At 64.3% G+C, this 17,997-nt stretch carries 18 protein-coding genes; 7 read left to right on the top strand and 11 right to left on the bottom strand.

Annotated elements, in window-relative coordinates; translation table 11 throughout:
- Positions 1-347 precede the first annotated feature (347 nt).
- The 3 genes from GD606_RS14845 to cbiD are packed head-to-tail and all read left to right on the top strand — an operon-like array spanning position 348 to position 3,965.
- Positions 348-1,349, top strand: coding sequence for a D-alanyl-D-alanine carboxypeptidase family protein (locus GD606_RS14845; RefSeq protein ID WP_163300856.1), 1,002 nt, complete (start codon positions 348-350; stop codon positions 1,347-1,349).
- Entirely contained in the window at positions 1,346-2,725 is a 1,380-nt protein-coding gene (locus GD606_RS14840) for a cobyrinic acid a,c-diamide synthase CobB (protein WP_163300855.1), read from the top strand. The genes GD606_RS14845 and GD606_RS14840 overlap by 4 nt, the downstream gene beginning before the upstream one ends.
- Positions 2,718-3,965 carry a cobalt-precorrin-5B (C(1))-methyltransferase CbiD gene (gene cbiD / locus GD606_RS14835; protein WP_163300854.1) on the top strand — a complete coding sequence of 416 codons (1,248 nt, stop codon included), beginning with the start codon at positions 2,718-2,720 and terminating at the stop codon, positions 3,963-3,965. The genes GD606_RS14840 and cbiD overlap by 8 nt, the downstream gene beginning before the upstream one ends.
- Positions 3,966-4,017: 52 nt before the next feature.
- On the opposite strand, the gene GD606_RS14830 is transcribed toward cbiD, so the two are convergent.
- The 11 genes from GD606_RS14830 to GD606_RS14780 form a co-directional block, all read right to left on the bottom strand.
- Entirely contained in the window at positions 4,018-4,947 is a 930-nt protein-coding gene (locus GD606_RS14830; protein WP_163300853.1) for an NHL repeat-containing protein, read from the bottom strand.
- A 493-nt stretch (positions 4,948-5,440) separates the two neighbouring features.
- Positions 5,441-6,856 (bottom strand): right-handed parallel beta-helix repeat-containing protein, encoded by a 1,416-nt coding sequence (locus tag GD606_RS14825; protein WP_163300852.1) that lies wholly within the window; start codon positions 6,854-6,856, stop codon positions 5,441-5,443.
- 551 nt (positions 6,857-7,407) lie between these two features.
- Positions 7,408-7,734, bottom strand: coding sequence for a helix-turn-helix domain-containing transcriptional regulator (locus GD606_RS14820; RefSeq protein ID WP_163300851.1), 327 nt, complete (start codon positions 7,732-7,734; stop codon positions 7,408-7,410).
- Between the two features lie 91 nt (positions 7,735-7,825).
- Positions 7,826-8,665 (bottom strand): HesA/MoeB/ThiF family protein, encoded by an 840-nt coding sequence (locus GD606_RS14815; protein ID WP_163300850.1) that lies wholly within the window; start codon positions 8,663-8,665, stop codon positions 7,826-7,828.
- Between the two features lies 1 nt (position 8,666).
- Entirely contained in the window at positions 8,667-8,936 is a 270-nt protein-coding gene (locus tag GD606_RS14810) for a MoaD/ThiS family protein (RefSeq protein WP_163300849.1), read from the bottom strand.
- Between the two features lie 4 nt (positions 8,937-8,940).
- On the bottom strand, positions 8,941-9,231 hold the full coding sequence (locus GD606_RS14805) for a hypothetical protein (RefSeq protein ID WP_163300848.1): 291 nt from the start codon (positions 9,229-9,231) through the stop codon (positions 8,941-8,943).
- Between the two features lie 9 nt (positions 9,232-9,240).
- Positions 9,241-9,747 carry an acyl-CoA thioesterase gene (locus GD606_RS14800; protein ID WP_163300847.1) on the bottom strand — a complete coding sequence of 169 codons (507 nt, stop codon included), beginning with the start codon at positions 9,745-9,747 and terminating at the stop codon, positions 9,241-9,243.
- Positions 9,740-9,976 carry a hypothetical protein gene (locus tag GD606_RS14795; protein ID WP_163300846.1) on the bottom strand — a complete coding sequence of 79 codons (237 nt, stop codon included), beginning with the start codon at positions 9,974-9,976 and terminating at the stop codon, positions 9,740-9,742. Before GD606_RS14795 ends, GD606_RS14800 begins: the two co-directional genes overlap by 8 nt.
- Positions 9,977-10,122: 146 nt before the next feature.
- On the bottom strand, positions 10,123-11,481 hold the full coding sequence (locus GD606_RS14790; RefSeq protein ID WP_163300845.1) for a sigma-54-dependent transcriptional regulator: 1,359 nt from the start codon (positions 11,479-11,481) through the stop codon (positions 10,123-10,125).
- On the bottom strand, positions 11,478-12,944 hold the full coding sequence (locus GD606_RS14785) for a sensor histidine kinase (protein WP_163300844.1): 1,467 nt from the start codon (positions 12,942-12,944) through the stop codon (positions 11,478-11,480). The genes GD606_RS14790 and GD606_RS14785 overlap by 4 nt, the downstream gene beginning before the upstream one ends.
- Entirely contained in the window at positions 12,941-14,980 is a 2,040-nt protein-coding gene (locus GD606_RS14780) for a S16 family serine protease (RefSeq protein WP_163300843.1), read from the bottom strand. Before GD606_RS14780 ends, GD606_RS14785 begins: the two co-directional genes overlap by 4 nt.
- A gap of 278 nt (positions 14,981-15,258) precedes the next feature.
- On the opposite strand from GD606_RS14780, the gene GD606_RS14775 reads away from it, so the two are divergent.
- The 4 genes from GD606_RS14775 (at position 15,259) to GD606_RS14760 (ending at position 17,785) form a co-directional block, all read left to right on the top strand.
- The gene (locus tag GD606_RS14775) at positions 15,259-15,438 is read left to right on the top strand and encodes a hypothetical protein (protein ID WP_163300842.1); all 180 of its coding nucleotides are present in this window, start codon (positions 15,259-15,261) and stop codon (positions 15,436-15,438) included.
- Between the two features lie 3 nt (positions 15,439-15,441).
- Entirely contained in the window at positions 15,442-16,026 is a 585-nt protein-coding gene (locus GD606_RS14770; protein WP_163300841.1) for a hypothetical protein, read from the top strand.
- 271 nt (positions 16,027-16,297) lie between these two features.
- Complete coding sequence (locus GD606_RS14765) at positions 16,298-16,597, top strand: hypothetical protein (protein WP_163300840.1); 300 nt, start codon at positions 16,298-16,300, stop codon at positions 16,595-16,597.
- A 129-nt stretch (positions 16,598-16,726) separates the two neighbouring features.
- Complete coding sequence (locus tag GD606_RS14760) at positions 16,727-17,785, top strand: sulfite exporter TauE/SafE family protein (protein ID WP_163300839.1); 1,059 nt, start codon at positions 16,727-16,729, stop codon at positions 17,783-17,785.
- The last annotated feature ends 212 nt before the right edge of the window (positions 17,786-17,997 follow it).

Raw genomic sequence — 17,997 nt, 5'->3', positions numbered from 1 at the left:
TCCAGTACGCGCCAGCCCCCCGCCGGGCAGCACCCCGGAAAACACGCACCGTTTTCCCTTGACTCGCATCGCTTGCGTCCATCTCCGCCATGCAGCCGCATCCGCCTCATTCCGTCGCCGAAAAAAGATATTGCATACTGTTTCCTTTTCACCGTATGCACGTACTGCATTGGCTTTGGTCGTCCCGTTCATCCCCGGCCCTGTTTTGCAGAGCGCGCCGTCAGCGTTGCACGAGCCTGCCGGGACGCCAGGAATCCCGTGACGGCCGACAATTTTGACATAAAGGCCTGCCGGGGCTACAAGCTCCAGACCTACCGCATTACCGACGCGCATGGGGATTTGCCGCCATGAAAAAAATTCGCCTCCCAGCCCTTGTGGCCCTCTTCACCGCTGTCTGTCTGTCGCTTGTCACGGCCATGGCCGCACCGGCCGCCGAACGTCCCGAAAAGGACCGCCAGGCCAAGGCCGCCCGCCAGACCAAGGCCCCGGCCAAGGCCCCGGTCAAGACCGAAAAACGTTCCGCCGCCCGCAAGGCCAAGGCCGCGCCCGTGGCCGAGGCCCCGCCCGAGGACGGCCGCCTGGACGTGAAATCCGCCCTGCTCATGGACGTCAACACCGGCGAAATCCTCTACGAGCAGGACGCCGACCGCCAGATCGCCCCGGCCTCCCTGACCAAGATCCTCACCCTGTACATCGTTTTCGAGGCCATCCAGCGCGGCGACCTGCGGCCCTGGGACATGATCCCGGTCACCGAGCACGCCCCGGCCGCCGGGGGCTCCAACATGGCCCTGCATCCCGGCGAGGAGGTCAAGCTCACGGAGCTCATCAAGGGCATCGCCATCGCCTCGGCCAACGACGCCTGCGTGGCCGTGGCCGAACGTCTGGAGCCGTCCATCCCCGACTTCGTTTCCCGCATGAACCAGACCGCCGCCGGCCTGGGCATGTCCTCCACCACGTTCAAAAATCCCAACGGCATGCCCGCCGAGGGCCAGTTGACCACGGCCCGGGACATGCTCAGGCTGGCCAAGACCTACCTGGAGCGCTTCCCCGGGGCCCTGACCATCCATTCCATGAAATATTTCAGCCATAACGAGATCATGCGCCGCAACGCCAACTCGCTGCTTGGCAAATACGACGGCGTGGACGGCCTGAAAACCGGCTTCGTCAACGCCTCGGGATTCAACATCGTGGTCACGGCCAAACGCGGCGACACGCGGCTTCTGGCCGTGGTCCTGGGGGCGCGCAGCCCCAAGGTGCGCGAGATCCAGACGGCCCGGCTCATCGACGAAGGCTTCAAGCTGGCCGAGAAGCACGGACAGCCCGCCAAGGTCGTCGCCGCCGCCCGATGACCGCCGTTCCCGGTCTGGTCGTGGCGGCCACGGCCAGCGGCCGGGGCAAGACCTCCCTGGCCGTGGGGCTCATGACCGCGCTTTCCCGGCGCGGCTTCCGGGTCGCCGCCTTCAAGGCCGGACCCGACTTCCTCGATCCCCGGCACCATCAGGCGGCCACGGGCCGCGCCTCCCACAACCTGGATTCCTGGATGCTGTCCGAAGAGGCCGTGCAGGCCGTCTTCGCCCGGTATGCGGCCACGGCCGACGCCGTGGTGGTGGAGGGGGTCATGGGCCTTTTCGACGGCTTCTCCGGCCAAAGCGACGCCGGGAGCACGGCCCGGCTGGCCAAGATCCTGGGGCTGCCCATCCTTTTGACGGTCGACGCCCGGGCCATGGGCCGCTCGGCCGCCGCCCTGGTCAAGGGCTTTGCGGAATTCGACCCGGACCTGGAATTTCTCGGGGTGGTCTTCAACCAGGTGGGCGGCGAGGGGCACCGGGAGATCCTGGCCCAGGCCATGCGAAGCGTCCCGGACATGCCGGTCCTTGGCTATCTGCCCCGCGACCCGGCCCTGGCCCTGCCCTCGCGGCACCTGGGGCTGTGCGACCCCTTGGAGGACGCCGATCATCCGGCCGTGTACGCCGCCCTGGCCGACGCCGTGGAATTGCGCCTGGACGTGGCCCGGCTGCTGGACAGCCTGCCCCTTTTCCAGGTGTCCGAGCCCGCCCCCGCGCCGCAGGGAGCCCCCCGGGTCCGGCTGGGCGTTGCCCGGGACGCGGCGTTCAGCTTTTATTACCAGGAAAATCTGCGCCTTTTGCGCGACGCCGGGGCCGAAATCGTCCCCTTCTCGCCCCTTGGCGACGCGGCCCTGCCGCCCGGCCTCCACGGCCTGTATCTGGGCGGCGGCTACCCCGAGCTTTTCGCCGCGAGGCTGGCGGACAATGCCGCCATGCGCCTTGCTGTGCGGGAGTTTTGCGCCTCGGGGCGGCCGGTCTACGCCGAATGCGGCGGGTTCATGTACCTCATGGAGGCCCTGACCGACGCCGCAGGCCGTACCTTTCCCATGGCCGGGGTCTTCCCCGGCGCGGCCGTCATGGGGCCGCGCTTCGCCGCCCTGGGCTACCGGGAGGCCGTCACCCTGGCCCCGAGCCTCCTGGGACCGGCGGGCACCACAGCCCGGGGGCATGAATTCCACTATTCGCGGCTGGCCGCCCCCCTTGGCGATGACTCCGGCATTCGGGCCATCTACGCCTTGTCCGGCCGCTCGGGACGTTTGGACGCCCCGGAAGGCTACAGCCTGGGCGGCGTCCTTGGCAGCTACGTGCATCTGCATTTCGGCAGCAACCCGGACCTGGCCCCGGCCTTCGTGGCGGCCATGGCCGCCGCCCATGCCTGACCGCCCCACCCTGCGCAGCGGCTTCACCACCGGTTCTGCGGCCTCGGCCTCGGCCAAGGCCGCCGCCCTGGCCCTTATGGGCCTTTTGCCGGACGCGCGCCCCTGCCCCATGGACATCCCCCTGCCGGACGGTGCCCGCCTGACCGTGCCGGTGTACGAGGTGGCGGACGCGCCAGACGCGACAACGACGCCGGGCACGCCAGACGCGACAAATACTCCGGACACGCCGAAGACGCCGGATGCGCCTACTTTGGAGACACCGACGCCGGACGCGGAGGTCGCGACCCCAGGGACCGGGACACCCCCGGCCGCCGCACGCCGGGTCCGGGCCGTGACCGTAAAAGACGGCGGCGACGACCCCGACGTCACCCACCAGGCCCGCATCGGCTGCACCGTGGCGTTCGACGCCTCCCTGCCGCCGGGCGACATCCGCATCACAGGCGGCCACGGGGTGGGCGTGGTCACCCTGCCGGGGCTGCCCGTGGCCGTGGGCCGACCGGCCATCAACCCCGGCCCCCTGGCCCAGATCCGGGCCGCCCTGGCCGAGGCCCTGGCCATGGCCGGGCAGACGCCCGCCCACGGCCTGACGGCGGTCGTGGACGTGGAGGACGGGGAGGCCCTGGCGGCGCGAACCATGAATCCGCGCCTGGGGATCGTGGGCGGCGTCTCCATCCTGGGCACGTCGGGCATCGTCAAGCCCTTTAGCCACGAGGCCTGGAAGGGGGCCGTGCGCGAGGCCCTGGACGTAGCCCGGGCCTTGGGCGTCGCCCATGTGGGCCTGTCCACGGGCAGGCGCAGCGAAAAGGCCCTGCGGCGGACGTTGCCGCAGTTGCCGGAGCAGGCCTTCGTGCAGATTGCCGATTTTTTTGGCTTTTCCCTGGAAGAGGCGGCCGGGCGCGGCTTTGCCGCCGTGACCCTGTGCGCCTATCCCGGCAAGCTGGTGAAGATGGCCATGGGACTTCGCAATACCCACGCCCACCTCACGGACACGGATTTTACGGCCCTGGCCGACTGGTGCCGCCAGGCCGGGATAGCCGGGACGATCTGTGCGGCCGTGGCCACGGCCAACACCGTGCGCCACGCCTTCGAGCTGGCCCGGGACGATCCGGCCTTTCCCGAACTGCCCCGGCTGCTTGCGCAAAAGGCCCTGGCCCAGGCCCGGACGTTTGCCGGTCCCGGGCCGAGGCTCGATGTGGTGGCCCTGGATTATGACGACCGGGCATTGTGGAGCGGACCTTGACGACGCGTTGCACTTCCGCGCAAACGCGACATCAGGCATCCAAACCACCCGGTCAGAACAAGAGCATTTGCAAAATAGAAGGATTCAAAATCTCGCCCAACCCTGTAAGCTGATAAACATAAATGCCGCCGGACTGCACGCAATATATCTTCTTTGACGCATCAACGAACACGTCTAGAGATTCATGATACCCCGTATCCAGCTTAAATACCGATTTATATTTCCCTCCATCCGCATAAATTAAAACTTCGTCGTCTCCATTATTTGCGATAAATGCGTATCCAAATTTTACATCAATACCCATTGGCCCAGAGAAAAAAGGAATTTGTGAATTTTGTACATTCACCCATTTTGAAATAAAGCCTCCATTCGATGTAAATTTTTGAACTCTTTCACCGTTATATTCAGTCACATAAACATATCCCAAAGAATCGACCGCAATTCCATGCGGATAACTGAACTGCCCGTCATTTAGCCCAGGAGTACCCCACTTCTTCACAAATGTTCCGCTCGCTGTATATTTTTGAACTCTACTATGACCGGTATCCAAAATATAGACATTCCCTTGTGCGTCCACGGCCACATCTTGAGGTGAAAAGAGCTGCCCATCCGCATCACCATACGATCCAATTTTTTGAAGCACTGCCCCCGTTGGGGAGAGTCGCCACACCTTGCTATTAGCCCAGTCGACAACAAGGAGATTTCCCTGGGGATCGAGACTTATGCCCTCCGGTATGAAGGTCCATTCTTCACCCGTCATATCCGGCTTCAGGGTGAGCACGTAATTCCCATTATTGTCAAACTTCTTTATCCCCCCGGTAACAGAAGTATAAATATATCCATTGTTGTCGACAACAACCGACTTAGCTCCGACAGCTGACATCGAAAACAAAAAATTTGCGCTCACCGCTGCGGCATCGGAGACCTGCAACGCAAGAACCAACAGAACCGCGCAAAGAAAACCCACTCTCATCCCTTTCATGTCCGTCTCCTTTCTGTGGCATTCCGCTCGAAAAGTCAGTCGCCAGGCATGTCAGAGAACTCCGTTCCACCTCTGGCCGAGCACCCCGCCAGTATTCAGGCGGGATGCGGCATGTCCCATTCGCTTTTCTGGCGGTGCGGTCCGGGACGAAGCAGGCGGCTCGGTCTCTCGAGGATTTCGCCATGAAGGTCGGGGCGGATGCTTCATTTCGCCAAGGCCAACATGCAATTAGTTTGCAGATATATGCAAAATTATTTCATGTCAACATGGAGCAGGCTCAGAAGAACGGCGTCATCGGCCATCGTAGAAGGCAACGGCGCAGTATGTGACACGATCATTCCACAGGGGGCACGACGAGGAAACCGATAAGGGCAAGATTGAGCATGAAAAAATGCTGGTAGACGAAGACGTTTTGCGTTCGTCCCTTGGAGGCAGTACCATGCAACGTCCGTTTTGCAGTCCGCCCTCGCGGGAGACCTGCCGGGCAAGGGCCTCATTCCCCCAAAAGCAAAAGTTCCGCCGCCGCCCCGGACCCGGCCGGCATGGCCGCGTGCCCCATGCCCGTGCAGAGCGTGTTGTGCGGCAGGCCGTCGGCGTCGAGCAACGGATCGGACAAAAGCGACCCGGCCTCGCCTCCGATATGCGTCCGCCACTGGGCGAACGTCCCTTCGAAATCCGTGCGCCCGTCCGCAAAGACGGCCGCATGACCGGCCTGCCAATAGCAGATGTGGTGGGTGCTCAGGGTTCCGGACAGGGCGCTTAGGCCCCCGAGCTCCGTGGAATGGCGGATGGACACCAGGGGTTGGGCCAGGGTCGCGGATTGGCTGACGATGTTGCGATACGAGGCCGGATTGCGGTTGGGGGGGCGGCCCGCCGCCGGATCCCAGTCCTGGAAGGTGATCCCGAAATAGATCGGGCTGTGGTAGCTTTTCGCCGCGTTGATGATGGTGTTGTTGTGGGCTGCGGCGTCACGCGAGGCGTAGAATCCGATGCCTGAGGCGCCCGTGTTTCGGACCAGATTGTAGCGCGCGATGCCCCGGATGTTCTCGTAATAGTCGGGATTGGCCGTGAGGTCGAAGTATTCCGGGCTGGTGTCGAACCCAAGCAGGATGCCCGCGCCGCCGGTGTTCTCGATCAGGTTGTATTCCACCACCCCGTCCGTGGCCCCGCCCTTGTGGTAGACCCCGGTGGAGCAGATGTCGTGGATGTGGTTGTAGGCCACGCGGTTGCGGTCGCCGTTGACGTTGTCGATGCCCTCGGCGTTGCAGTCGTCCTGGGAGAGGCCGACGCCGGAGTCATAGATCTCGTTGTGTTCGATGCTGATGTCGTCGCAACCCGGCTTGATCTTGACCACGTCGCGCTGGGAGCCGTGCAGTTTCGTGTTGGCGATGCGCAGGCGCGAGACCCCGGCCCGGTCGTCCGGGTCGCCCCAGTCCCATTTCGTCTCCGTGGACACGGCGTAGAAGCCGCCCACGACCTCGATGCATTCGAGGCTGCCGCCGTCGGCGCCGACGTAGAAATAGATCCCCGACCCCTCGTCGGTCTCGGAACGCCGGTCCACCACGGCCCATTCTCCGGGAAAGGAGCGGATGGCGACGTTTGCGACCCGGATGCGGATTTCCTGAGGCTCGACATAGGTTCCCTGCCGGACCACGATGGTGTCGCCGGGCTGGGCGGTTTCCGCCGCCCGGAAAAGGGTGCGGTAGGGCGCGGCGGCAGAGCCGTTCCCGGTGGTGTCGTTTCCGGACAGGGCGACGTGGCGCAGGTTGCCGGACAGGACGGCGGCATTGCAGACGTGCGGCTGCACACCGATTTCGGAGAGAAAGGAGGCGGCGGAGCTTCCCGGGACCGCCGCCAGGACGATGACCAGGGCCAGGGCCAGGACCGGATGGGGGGCGGTTTTGTTCATGCTCCCCCGTAGCATGTTCCCACACGATTGCAACCGAGTCAGTAGATGGGCGAGGACTGTAATGACAGGCAAACATTAGCTTCACACGAACATGTTTCGCGAGAGCAAAACCTTTAACGATGATAAACGATCTAATATATCGCTAATTCAAGGAAGGGAAGGTGAACCATCTTCTTTGTGAAAATACATTGTGTGATCCATAGGCTCCTCCATTGTGTTATTCAGAACGATATCAACATTGCATTGAATATCAACATTGATAGTAACCACAAACATTACGGATGCCACAAGGATCACCAACACCTTCCTCAAGTACACAGGAATCGAACCTGATCCCTTCCCTTGCTTGAATCAACGACAACAAGACTATACACAGTTACTTCAAAATGTCAACTTAAAATATGTATTTACACATCAAAGGCCACCTTAACTTCTCGCGCGTGGTCGGATTTTTTATCAAAAAGATATTTCCTCAAAGTTGACCTCCGCACAAAAATAGTTTCTATGCGTTTTCAATCTATGCGGGGATATCCCGGTTTGGCAAAAAGCACTTACCCCGCCGAAGCCTCTTCCCCCACCCCCAGCCGAATCCCCTCGTGCGTCTGCAACTGGCGGATGATCTGGAACAGGTTGTCCGCGCGGGGATTTCCCCTGGGGCCAAGCATCCGCATGAGGCTTTTGGCCGGGATGTTGGTGGCCTCGGCCAGGGGACCAAACCCCACGGCAGCGTTGATGTAGTCGCGCAGAATCGCCTTTCCCGCAGGCACGTCCCCGGCCAGCAGGGCGTCGACGCCTTCTTTCAGCATGGCTTGGCGGAACGCCGGATCGCGAGCGGCGCGATCCTGCACGGTCATGCGAAAAGTGTGAGTCAGGGGCATGATTCGTCTCCCATGGATCATCCTGCCATGCAAACCATCGCATGGTCGCGCACGACAAATCCGGCGGATCACCCTCGCCGCCGGGAAGCCGCTACGTCAGCGACACCGTCTCGAAGGTCATATCCGACAGATCGACGACCAAAAGCTTCCCGGCCAGCCGCGGCGGCCGCCCGGCCAGGATGCGCAGCGCCTCGGCGGCCTGAAGCCCCGCCGCCACCGTGACCCCGGCCGCCTGGCAGCCCAGGGCGTTTTCAGCCGGGTCGGCCGCCCCCCCCAGGATATCCCACAAGGCCGGGCCGCCGGGCAAAACCGTGGCCACGTACCCCGTGTCCCCGGCCACGGCCGCCGTCACCAGCGCAAGGCCCCGGGCCGCCGCCGCCCTGGCCAGGACCGGACGATCCGTGAGCCCCCCCAAGGCGTCCACGGCCACCTGGGCCCCGGCCAGGCAGGCCGCCATGCCCGCCGCGTCCAGAAAGGCCGCCTGGGCCGTGACCGTCGCCGTGGGATTGATCGCCGCCGCCCGGGCAAGCGCCGCCTCGGCCTTGGGACGGTCCAACCGGGCGTCCTCGGCCAGAAGCTGGCGGTTCAGGTTCGATTCCTCAAACCTGTCGCCGTCGGCCGCGACAATGGTCCCCACCCCGGTGCGGGCCAAGATCTCAAGCACCGTGCCGCCAAGCCCGCCAAGCCCCACCAGGGCCGCCGTGGAGCGCAAAAGCCGCGCCTGTTCGGCGACGGAATAGGCCGTGAAGTTGCGCAGGTAGCGGCCGGGCAGGATGCCCGCATCCAGGGCGTTGGCGTCCACCTCGCGCACGGGCAGGGCAAACGCCCGGGCCAGGGCGGTAGCCTGGGAACCGGACAACACCCGCACCGGCGTGCCGTCGGGGAGCGTGGCCGGGACGGCCCGGGAGGCGATGGCGTCGGGAAGATCCATGTCAACCGCCGCTTAAGGTGGGCAAAAAGGTCACGGCGTCGCCGTCGGCCAAGGGTGTGTCCTGCGTGGCGGGCGCGCCGTTTCGCAGGATGGTGGTGATTTTGGCGGCGGGAAGGCCCAGGGCGGCGGCAAGATCGGCCACGCACGGGGCCGCCCCGGACAGGCGCACGGCGGAACCGGACGCGGGCTGGAAGGCGGCCAGGGTGGCCAGGCATTTGACCGTGACCGTCGTGATCTCCGGGCCTGCCGTGCCTGCCGGGGCGCCGGTCATGGGCCTACTCCGTCAGATCAACCCACTGCTGCAGGGCGGCGATGATTTTTTTGGCCTGATCGCGGCTGGAGATGGCGAACTTGGACTGGGACCGGTATTCGTCGTTTTGTTTTTTGTAGCGGCGGATGATGTAGCGATCCGGGCCGTAGTCGCCAAGTTTGTTGTCCCACTGGGTGAAGCGGAAGATGATGGTGGTCCAGGCCCCTTTGGAAAGGACGACCTTGTCCAGCTCCTTGACCTTCAAGAGGCCGTCTTCTTCGTAATTGATGGTGATTTCGTCGATGGTGGCGGCCATGGGCATCCTTTAGCAGGCTGTGGCCTCGTTTTGCGAGGCGCGTTCACGGTGTTTCTCGGCCAGCCGGACCTCGCGCCGGGCCCGGGCCTCGCGATTGCGGCGGCAGTCTTCGGCCGTCTCCAGGATCAATTCCGGGACGGGCGTGGGATGGCGGTCCTGGTCCAGGGCCACATAGGTCAGATAGGCGGAGCCGGTATGGCGGATTTCGCCGGTGATCAGATCCTCGGCCTCCACCCGCACCCCGATCTCCATGGAGGTGCGCCCGGCGTAGTTGACGCTGGCCTTGAATATCACCACCTCGCCGATAAAGGCCGGCTTGAGGAAATCCATGCGGTCGAAGGAGGCCGTGACCACGGCCGTGCGGCAATGGCGCATGGCCGCGATGCTCCCGGCGGTGTCGATGCATTTGAGGATGACCCCGCCGTGGACGTTGCCTGCCGGGTTGGCGTCCTGGGGCAACATGCGCTGCAACACCACGGCCTGGCTGACGCAGACGGCTTTGCCCGGCTTAGTCATTGATGGTGTATCCCTTGTGCCGCATGCACTCGTCGATGATCTGTTGCTGCCTTTCAGAGGCCCCGCCGGGATCGGTCATGGTGCCGGTGGAGACATAGGACTGGTTTTGGCAGTCGAGGAAGTCGCGTTCGGTGGCCACGCGGGTGTCGTAATCCGGGTTGGTTCCGGCGGTACAGCCGATGGCGAGAAGGGCCGTGGCCAGGGCAGCCGAGAAAAAAAAGCGAGGCATGGACGTGCTCCGATGGGCTTTGATGTCCGTTGGCGTGCCGACACGACAAGACTGCCCGGCACATGTGCGTTTCATACCGTCGGCGGCACGGCCGGTCAACAGGGGAAACGCCGGGGGCGGCAAACCGCGCCCCGATCCGTCGCGCCTTATTCCAGGCCGAATTTCTTGATTTTGCGCCATAGGGAGGCCCGGTCGATCCCCAGCACGGCTGCGGCCTTGGTGCGGCTGCCGCCGCAATGTCCGAGCACCCAGGCCACATGCCGCCTTTCGTTCTCCTCCAGGGTCACGGGCTCATTGGCGCACGGCCTGGCCACGCGCACGGGCTCGCCGCTTAGGTCCGGGGGCAGATGGCGGACTTCGATGGCCTCCCCCTCGGCCATGACGGCGGCCCGCTCGATGATGTTCTCCAGTTCGCGCACGTTGCCGGGAAAGGGGTAGTCGACGAGAATCTCCATCACCTCCGGCGACATGGTCAGGCTGTCCCGGCCGAGTTTCTTGGCCATTTTGGCCAAAAAAAACCGGGCCAGCAGGGCCACGTCCCCCTCGCGCTCGGACAGGGGCGGAAGGGTCAGGACGATGACGTTTAAGCGATAATAGAGATCCTGGCGAAAATGCCCGGCCTGCACCTCGCGCCGCAAGTCCTTGTTGGTGGCGGCCACGATGCGCACATCCACGGGGATGTCCTTTGCCCCGCCCACCCGCCGGATGACCCGTTCCTGCAGGGCCCGCAGGAGCTTGACCTGCATGGCCGGGGAGGTTTCGCCCAGCTCGTCGAGGAAAAGCGTGCCCCCGGGAGCGGACTCGAAAAGGCCCTTTTTCAGGCGCACGGCCCCGGTGAAGGCCCCGGGCTCATGGCCGAACAGCTCGTTTTCCAGAAGCTCCTCGTTGAAGGCCCCGCAGTTGACGGCCAGAAAACGTTCGTCCCGCCGGGTGCTCAGCAGGTGCAGGGTCCGGGCCACCAGTTCCTTGCCCGTGCCCGTCTCCCCCAGGAGCAGGACCGTGGAATCCGTGGGGGCCACCTGGGCCACGGTGCGCTTTAAGCGTTCGATGGCCGGACAGTGCCCAACGATGGTCAACGGGTCGGGCTTGTCCAGCAGCCGCTCCCGCAGGGTCTTGACCTCCTGCCGCAGCCGCCGTTTCTCCAGGGCCTTTTGGGCCAAAAGCCGGGCCTCCTCAATGCCGTAGGGCTTGGCAAGGTAGTCGTAGGCCCCCCGGCGCATGGCCGTTACCGCCGTTTCCACCGTGGGATAGCCCGTGACCACCACCACCTCCGTGTCCGGCCACAGGGCCTTGGATCGCTCCAGGACCGCAAGGCCGTCCACGCCTTCCATGATCAGGTCGGTGATGACCAGGTCGAATTCGTTCTTCTCCAGTTCCGCCATGGCCTCCCGGCCGCCGCCGGCCACGGTCACCTGGGCCCCGCGCCGGGAAAACACATGGGCCAGATTGGTCCGGGCGATGGGCTCGTCGTCCACCACCAGGATGTGCGCAGGAAGTGCGTTCACGCCGACGCCTCCTGTTCAGGTTCGGCATTCTCCGGTGGACAGGCCTCCCGGCCCAGGGGCAGGCGGATGATAAAGGCCGCCCCCCGGCCGGGTTCGCTCTCGGCAAGGATGGTTCCGCCATGCTTTTTGACGATGCCAAAAACCACGGAAAGCCCGAGTCCCGTGCCCTTGCCCACGTCTTTGAGCGTGAAGAAGGGATCGAACACCCGCCCCAGATGTTCGCGGTCGATGCCGGGACCGGTGTCCTCCACGCGGATCACGGCCTGGGCGGCATGCTCGTCGCGTTCGGCTGACACGGTGATGGTCCCGGGGTGATCCCCGATGGCCTGGGCGGCGTTCAAAAACAGGTTCAAAAAGACCTCCTGCATGCGCTGGGAGTCCAGGGGCACGCACATGTCCTCCGGCACCCGGCGGGCGATGTCCACGTCGGCCGGAAGCTGGGACGAAACCATCCCCACGCAACGTTCCACCAGATCGGCCAGCCGGGCGGGCTTCATGGTGAATTCGTTTTCCCGGGAGAAATCCAGCAGGCCTTTGACGATATCCCGGGAGCGCAGCACCTCATGGTGGATGTTGTCCAACATCTGGGCCACGAAGGCGTCGTTTTTGCCGATGTCCTCCTCGCGCAGGATCTGGCAGGAGGTGGAGATGTTGTTTAAGGGGTTGTTGAGCTGATGGGCGATCCCGGAGGTCAGAACCCCAAGTGAAGCCAGCTTTTTTTCCTGCAGAAGCTGGTTTTGCCGCTTGTCGAGTTCCTTGATCATGCGGTTAAGCGCGTTGACCACGTCCCGGGTCTCGTCGCGTCCCGGAGGCAGGTCGATGGCCGTAAAGTGTCCCGTGGCCACCTGCCGGGTGGTGTGTTCGATGAGGTGCAGGGCGGTGATGATGCGACGGCCCACCACCCAGGAGAATCCGATGCCCAGGAAAATCAGGGCCAGGGTGGAAAAAAGGAGCTGTCGCTTCAAGTTGTCCACGATATGCAGGATGCCGTCGCGTTGCACGTGCTTGATGCGCCGGGAGGTGGCCACTAGCCCCCGGCCCTGTTCGCGAAGCGCGGCCTGGGCCTTTTCCACGGCCGCCGGCGGCGTGGAACCGGCTGTATCAGCCAGCTTTTGGGCGGCGTCGCGGTAGGCGGTCAACTGGTCGCGAAGGCCTATGAAGTCGGCCTCGCCCTGGGCCGGGGTCTGGCCCTCCGGGGACAGGGAGACGATGCCCCGGATGATGTCCAGACTTTTGTCCACGAAGAGCAGGCTCTCCCGGTAGTCCTCGTCCATGGCGTAGAGCAGGTAGTTTTTCTCGTAGCGGCGCACCTCCAGGATGTCGTTGCTTAAGTCATCCACCACCTCGGCCAGACGCAGGGCTTCGCCGATGCGCAACAGGTGGTCGTAGGAGATGCTGCCTAAAAGCCCCATGCCCGCAAAGGCCACGATGATGCTCATGACGATCTTTTGGCGAATGTTCATGGCTTGGCCTCGGGGGGCGTCGGCCCTGACGGGGCGTCAAAGGCGGCGGCCAGGGCCTGGCGCACCTCGGACACCAGGACGATGCGCGGCAGGGAGGCCATGCTGCGGCCGGCCTCTTCCACTTCGGCGGCATTTTCCATGGGCAACACCACGCTGGTGATTCCCGCCCGCACGGCGGCTAAAAGCTTCTCGCGCACCCCGGCCACCCGCAGCACCCGGCCGGAAAGGGATATCTCGCCGGAAAAGGCCATGCCCGGCGACGTGGGCCGCCCGGAAAGCAGGGAGAAAAGGGCCACTGCCATGGTCAGTCCGGCCGAAGGGCCGTCTTTGGACACTCCCCCGGCCGGGATGTGGATATGGATGTCGTGTTCGGAAAAAAAACCCGGATCAATGCCGAAGTCCACGGCGTTGCTGCGCAGATGGCTGAGCGCAATCTGCCCGGACTCCTTGAGCACCTCGCCCAGCGACCCGGTAAGCAACAGCCTGCTGGCCCCGCGCATGCGCGAGACCTCCACGGACACGATCTCCCCGCCCGTCTCGGACCACACCAGCCCCACGGCCTCGCCGATCTGAGGGCCGTGCCCGGCGGTTTCGTGGCTGAACCGGCGGGGGCCGAGCAGGGAGACGGCCATGTCCGGGGCGATGTCGCCCGCAAATCCGGTCTTGCCCTCGCTTAAACACACCCGGGCGATCTTGCGGCACACCCGGGCGATTTCCCGCTCGAGCCCCCGTACCCCGGCCTCATTGGTGTAGCCCCGGATGATGCCCTGCAGGGCCTCCCGGGTGAATTCGGGATAAGGATGGGTCAGGCCGTGTTCGCGCAACTGGCGCGGCGCCAGGAACCTGGTGGCGATCTCGATTTTCTCCTCCTCGGAATAGCCGGTAAACGGCACCACCTCCATGCGGTCCAGGACCGGCCCGGCCAGACGCTCGGTGGAGTTGGCCGTGGCGATGAAAAACACCCCGGACAGGTCGAAGGGCACTTCCATATAGCGGTCCACGAAGCGGCAGTTCTGCTCCGGATCCAGGATCTCGAGCAGGGCCTGGGCCGGGTCGCCTTTGACGTCGCGGCCGATCTTGTCCACTTCGTCGAGCATAAAGACCGGATTGCGCACCGAAAGCCCGCGCAGGGCCGAGATCACCCGGCCGGGCAGGGCCCCCACATAGGTCCGGCGATGGCCGCGCAGCTCAGCGTCGTCGCGCAGGTCGGCCAGGGACATGCGGGTGAAGGTCCGGCCCATGGCCTGGGCGATGGCCATGCCCACCGAGGTCTTGCCCACCCCGGGCGGCCCCACAAAGCACAGGATGGGGGAACGCGAGGCGGACTCGGCGGGCCTTTGGGCCAGGATGCCGCGCACCGAGGCCCGAAACTCGTCCAGGTCGATGGGCTTGGTCAGGTAATGCACAGCCCCGGTCTTGATGGCCCGCACCGCCGTGTCCACGGTGGCGTAGCCGGTGACGATCATGATCTTCGTGGCTGGGGAGACCGCCTTGGCCTTGTCGAGCAGTTGCAGCCCGTCCATGCGGTCCATCTTGAGGTCGGTGACGATGAGGTCGAATTCGAACCGGCGCACCCGCTCAAGCGCCGCCTGGCCGTTCTCGGCCGTCTCCACCCGGTAGCCTTCCCGGACCAGCACGTGGCGCAGGTTCTCCCGGGCGATGGGTTCGTCGTCCACCACCAGGATCCAGGCCTCGCTCTTCTGGCGCATGGTCCGCGAGGCCAGATGCTCCAGGATGCGGTCTTTGATCTGCCCAAGCCCGGCGTGGCTGGCGTCCAGCACCGCCTCGGCCCGTTCCAGATCCAGGCTGTCCGGCGTGACCGCATTCCACGGCAAAGACAGCAGCAGCTCCACGTAATTGGTGGAGATGGCGTATTCCGCAGCCGAGGGATCGGTGTTGGCGAGCCGGGCCAGTTCGGCGTCCACGGCCTCCCGGGCGGCAGGGGGCAGTTCGGCCGCCCGGGCGCGTTCAGCGAGCCCCTGCGGTCCGGGCTCCGGGGCCTGGGGCGTGTCGTCGTTTTTGCGAAAAAAAATCATGTTCGGGCTCCCTTTCCGTCCTGGCCGGGGCGGCGTTGCAAAAACGAACGCCCGTTGCAAAATCGAACGCCTCCGCCCCAGGAATTTTGTCCCGTAATTTGAGTATGATGCAACACAGTCTCCCCTCGTGTGTTCGGTATTGCAACGTTCCCGACATCCCCAATAGCTGCACCCATAAATTTTATTCCAAACCATTCCAGGGTGTTACGCCAAAAACTCGGCTTGGCACGACCCTTGTTATACAGGGTTAATTGCAACATTCAAACCGGAGGAATGGCATGGGCAGCTTACGGCAAGCAGTGGAATCGACCTTTGCGGGGGTGGCCTACGCCGAACGAAATATGGACGGCGAGGCGAAGCGGATACTGGAAGAGGATGGCGAGGATTCCCAGCCTCGAAAACGGGCCGAACGCCAGATGGCGGGACAGGCCTGCCGCAAGAGAGTGCGGGCGGAATAGATCATGAGCGGTGAAAGTTCCAAACGCTCCCGAGTCCCGGCCCCCCGTCGGCTGGGGCTCGGTTCCCGCCCCCCCCAGGGCGTGCGCGTGGACCGGGTTCCCCTGCGGGTCTGCCTGGACGACTACGCCGAGGCCCTGACCCTGGCGGAATCCGGGGAGCTGCTCCTGGCCGGGAAGATCATCGCCCGGCGCGGCAGGGGCCGCAAACGAATCATCGTGCTTGGCCGGGGCCGGTCATTCTCGGCGCGACTTTCCGAATACGCCCTGCATCTGGCCGCCAGGCTGGACTACGGCTTGGTGTTTTTAAGCGTCGGCCCTGCCGAACGGCCCGATGAACAAAAACCGGATATGCAACGGTTCGTACGCGAATCCTTCGCCTTCGCCTCTTCAGAGGCCGCTAGGCCCTTTTTGCTCAAGGCCCTGGAGCTTCGCGTCGAGGCCGGGCACATGGTCCATTTCGGGGAACCCGGGGAGGCCGTCCGCGCGGTCAGCGACGGTCTGCACCGAGTGGAGCTCATCCTGAGCGACCCGGGCAACGATGCGGGCGAAGGGTGTGTGGCTCCGGCCGCCGTGTTCACTGTGTCCTAGTGGTGCGAACTCGAAATCCAGACTTTTGCGATTCGGGACAACGCGGTGGAATGCTGATCTTTCTTAAAAAAATAGTTGGTATTTTTTAGGGGCGCATCTCGAGAAGCACCCACCTGGCCGCGCGGCGTGAAACGCGGCCAGGGCGCCCCAGAGGCGAACGTGCATCCAGGCATGTTCAAAATTTCACAGATGGACTGAAGGCGTGACAACAATAACCCGTTTTGACGAATCCGCCCCGGCACGGGGTGAAAACTCCATGGAGGATCGAATCATGGCACAGACGGAAACGGCCTCGCGGCCCGTAAAAAAGACGGTCTTCTTCGGCTTGGTCACCGCTGGGCTCTACACCGGGGTGTTCGCCTACGCCGACGCCATCGCGGCCCAGTTCGCCCAGGGCGCCCTGTGGGCGGCCGGGCCCATCGCCACGGTGTTTTTGGTCTCCTGGTGCCACGGCTCGTTCGCCTCGAACCTGTGGGCCTGTCTGGGCATTACCGCCCGCAAGCGCGCCGTGAAGCGTCCCGCCGTGCAGCCCGTCGCCCGTCCCCAGGTCCGGGCCACCCTCAACGCCTGATGCCGCGACTGCGGCGTCAACGGAGCCGTACGAAGCGGGCAACGCGTGTGACACGGTTTTATTCTGGGAAAACGCCGTCCTGTTTTTCAAAGGGGCAAGGCCTAACCGATGCCGGGAGGATCATGGATCATGGATACGCTTTTACTTGATGCGACAAAATTCATCACGCTCACCCCTGAGAACATCACGTTTCTCTTCATCGTGGGGTTCATCGGCGGGTTGGTCAGCGGATTCATCGGCTCTGGCGGGGCCTTCGTGCTCACCCCGGGCATGATGAGCCTGGGGGTTCCGGGCACGGTGGCCGTGGCCAGCAACATGTGCCACAAGTTCCCCAAGGCCCTGGTGGGGGCCATCAAACGCTTCAAGTACGGCCAGGTGGACATCAAGCTCGGCCTGGTCATGGCCGCCTCGGCCGGAGTGGGCGTGCAGGTGGGCATCATGCTGCAAAACGCCATCCTGTCGCGCTGGGGCCAGGCCGGGAGCGATCTGTACGTAAGCCTGTCCTTCGTGGCCGTCCTGGTCATCGTGGGCGGCTACATCCTGCGCGACGCCGTGACCAGCTCCCGCCGGGGCGGGGAGGAGACGGTGGCGCCCCTGGCCAGGCGTCTCCAGGCCATCGAGCTGTGGCCCATGATGACCTTCAAGACCGCCGGGATGCGCATCTCGTTTTGGTTCACGGTGCCCGTCGGGTTCGCCACCGGCATGCTGGCCGCCACCATCGCCGTGGGCGGTTTCATCGGCGTGCCGGGCATGATCTACGTGCTGGGCGCGTCGAGCCTGGTCGGCTCGGCCACGGAACTGGTCGTCGCCTTCGTCATGGGCCTTTTCGGGTCCATCAACTGGGCCATGCAGGGCATGGTGGACATCCGGCTGGTGCTCATCATCCTGGGCGGTTCGCTTCTGGGCGTGCAGCTCGGGGCCATCGGCACCACCTATGTGCGCGAGCACATGATCAAGGTGGTCATGGCCACGATCATGCTGGTGGTGGCCGTCAGCCGGGGCATCGCCGTGCCCAAGTACCTGGCCAAGCTGGGCCTCATGGATATCTCGGAGTCCACGTTGTGGATCATGGACAAGGCCAGCTTCGTGATCATGTGCGCGGCGCTTATGATCGGCGCGGTGATCATCCTGGGCAGCATGTGGAAGGCCAAGCGCGCCGAACGCGGCGAGGCCCTGGGAAATGCGTAAGTGAAAACGGGACGGGCTGCGGCCCGCCCCTCCGAAAAATCGTCCGAGGGTTGATCGCCGCCTCCGCGATCACGCCGCGCCCCGGCCCGGGACCTGCCTCCCGGCCGGGGTGCGGCGTTTTTGCGGATCGCACAGTCGATGCGGCCAAGCGGCCCACGGCCCGGCCTCGTTTCCCGCCCGCCGGGCCTTTGGCGCGAAACGGTGGTCTTCTA

This window comes from Desulfolutivibrio sulfodismutans DSM 3696 (assembly GCF_013376455.1).
In the GTDB taxonomy this organism is placed as follows: Bacteria; Desulfobacterota; Desulfovibrionia; order Desulfovibrionales; family Desulfovibrionaceae; genus Desulfolutivibrio; species Desulfolutivibrio sulfodismutans.
This window is presented reverse-complemented; position numbering and strand designations above follow the sequence as displayed.

What these genes read in the sequence shown, in the direction of transcription:
- GD606_RS14805 (WP_163300848.1), bottom strand. Translation starts at nt 9,231, where the DNA reads ATGGCCGCCACCATCGACGAAATCACCATCAATTACGAAGAAGACGGC.
- GD606_RS14795 (WP_163300846.1), bottom strand. Translation starts at nt 9,976, where the DNA reads ATGCCTCGCTTTTTTTTCTCGGCTGCCCTGGCCACGGCCCTTCTCGCC.
- GD606_RS14825 (WP_163300852.1), bottom strand. Translation starts at nt 6,856, where the DNA reads ATGAACAAAACCGCCCCCCATCCGGTCCTGGCCCTGGCCCTGGTCATC.
- GD606_RS14760 (WP_163300839.1), top strand. Translation starts at nt 16,727, where the DNA reads ATGGATACGCTTTTACTTGATGCGACAAAATTCATCACGCTCACCCCT.
- GD606_RS14840 (WP_163300855.1), top strand. Translation starts at nt 1,346, where the DNA reads ATGACCGCCGTTCCCGGTCTGGTCGTGGCGGCCACGGCCAGCGGCCGG.
- GD606_RS14820 (WP_163300851.1), bottom strand. Translation starts at nt 7,734, where the DNA reads ATGCCCCTGACTCACACTTTTCGCATGACCGTGCAGGATCGCGCCGCT.
- GD606_RS14775 (WP_163300842.1), top strand. Translation starts at nt 15,259, where the DNA reads ATGGGCAGCTTACGGCAAGCAGTGGAATCGACCTTTGCGGGGGTGGCC.
- GD606_RS14765 (WP_163300840.1), top strand. Translation starts at nt 16,298, where the DNA reads ATGGCACAGACGGAAACGGCCTCGCGGCCCGTAAAAAAGACGGTCTTC.
- GD606_RS14815 (WP_163300850.1), bottom strand. Translation starts at nt 8,665, where the DNA reads ATGGATCTTCCCGACGCCATCGCCTCCCGGGCCGTCCCGGCCACGCTC.
- GD606_RS14810 (WP_163300849.1), bottom strand. Translation starts at nt 8,936, where the DNA reads ATGACCGGCGCCCCGGCAGGCACGGCAGGCCCGGAGATCACGACGGTC.
- GD606_RS14785 (WP_163300844.1), bottom strand. Translation starts at nt 12,944, where the DNA reads ATGAACATTCGCCAAAAGATCGTCATGAGCATCATCGTGGCCTTTGCG.
- GD606_RS14770 (WP_163300841.1), top strand. Translation starts at nt 15,442, where the DNA reads ATGAGCGGTGAAAGTTCCAAACGCTCCCGAGTCCCGGCCCCCCGTCGG.
- GD606_RS14845 (WP_163300856.1), top strand. Translation starts at nt 348, where the DNA reads ATGAAAAAAATTCGCCTCCCAGCCCTTGTGGCCCTCTTCACCGCTGTC.
- GD606_RS14780 (WP_163300843.1), bottom strand. Translation starts at nt 14,980, where the DNA reads ATGATTTTTTTTCGCAAAAACGACGACACGCCCCAGGCCCCGGAGCCC.
- GD606_RS14830 (WP_163300853.1), bottom strand. Translation starts at nt 4,947, where the DNA reads ATGAAAGGGATGAGAGTGGGTTTTCTTTGCGCGGTTCTGTTGGTTCTT.
- cbiD (WP_163300854.1), top strand. Translation starts at nt 2,718, where the DNA reads ATGCCTGACCGCCCCACCCTGCGCAGCGGCTTCACCACCGGTTCTGCG.
- GD606_RS14800 (WP_163300847.1), bottom strand. Translation starts at nt 9,747, where the DNA reads ATGACTAAGCCGGGCAAAGCCGTCTGCGTCAGCCAGGCCGTGGTGTTG.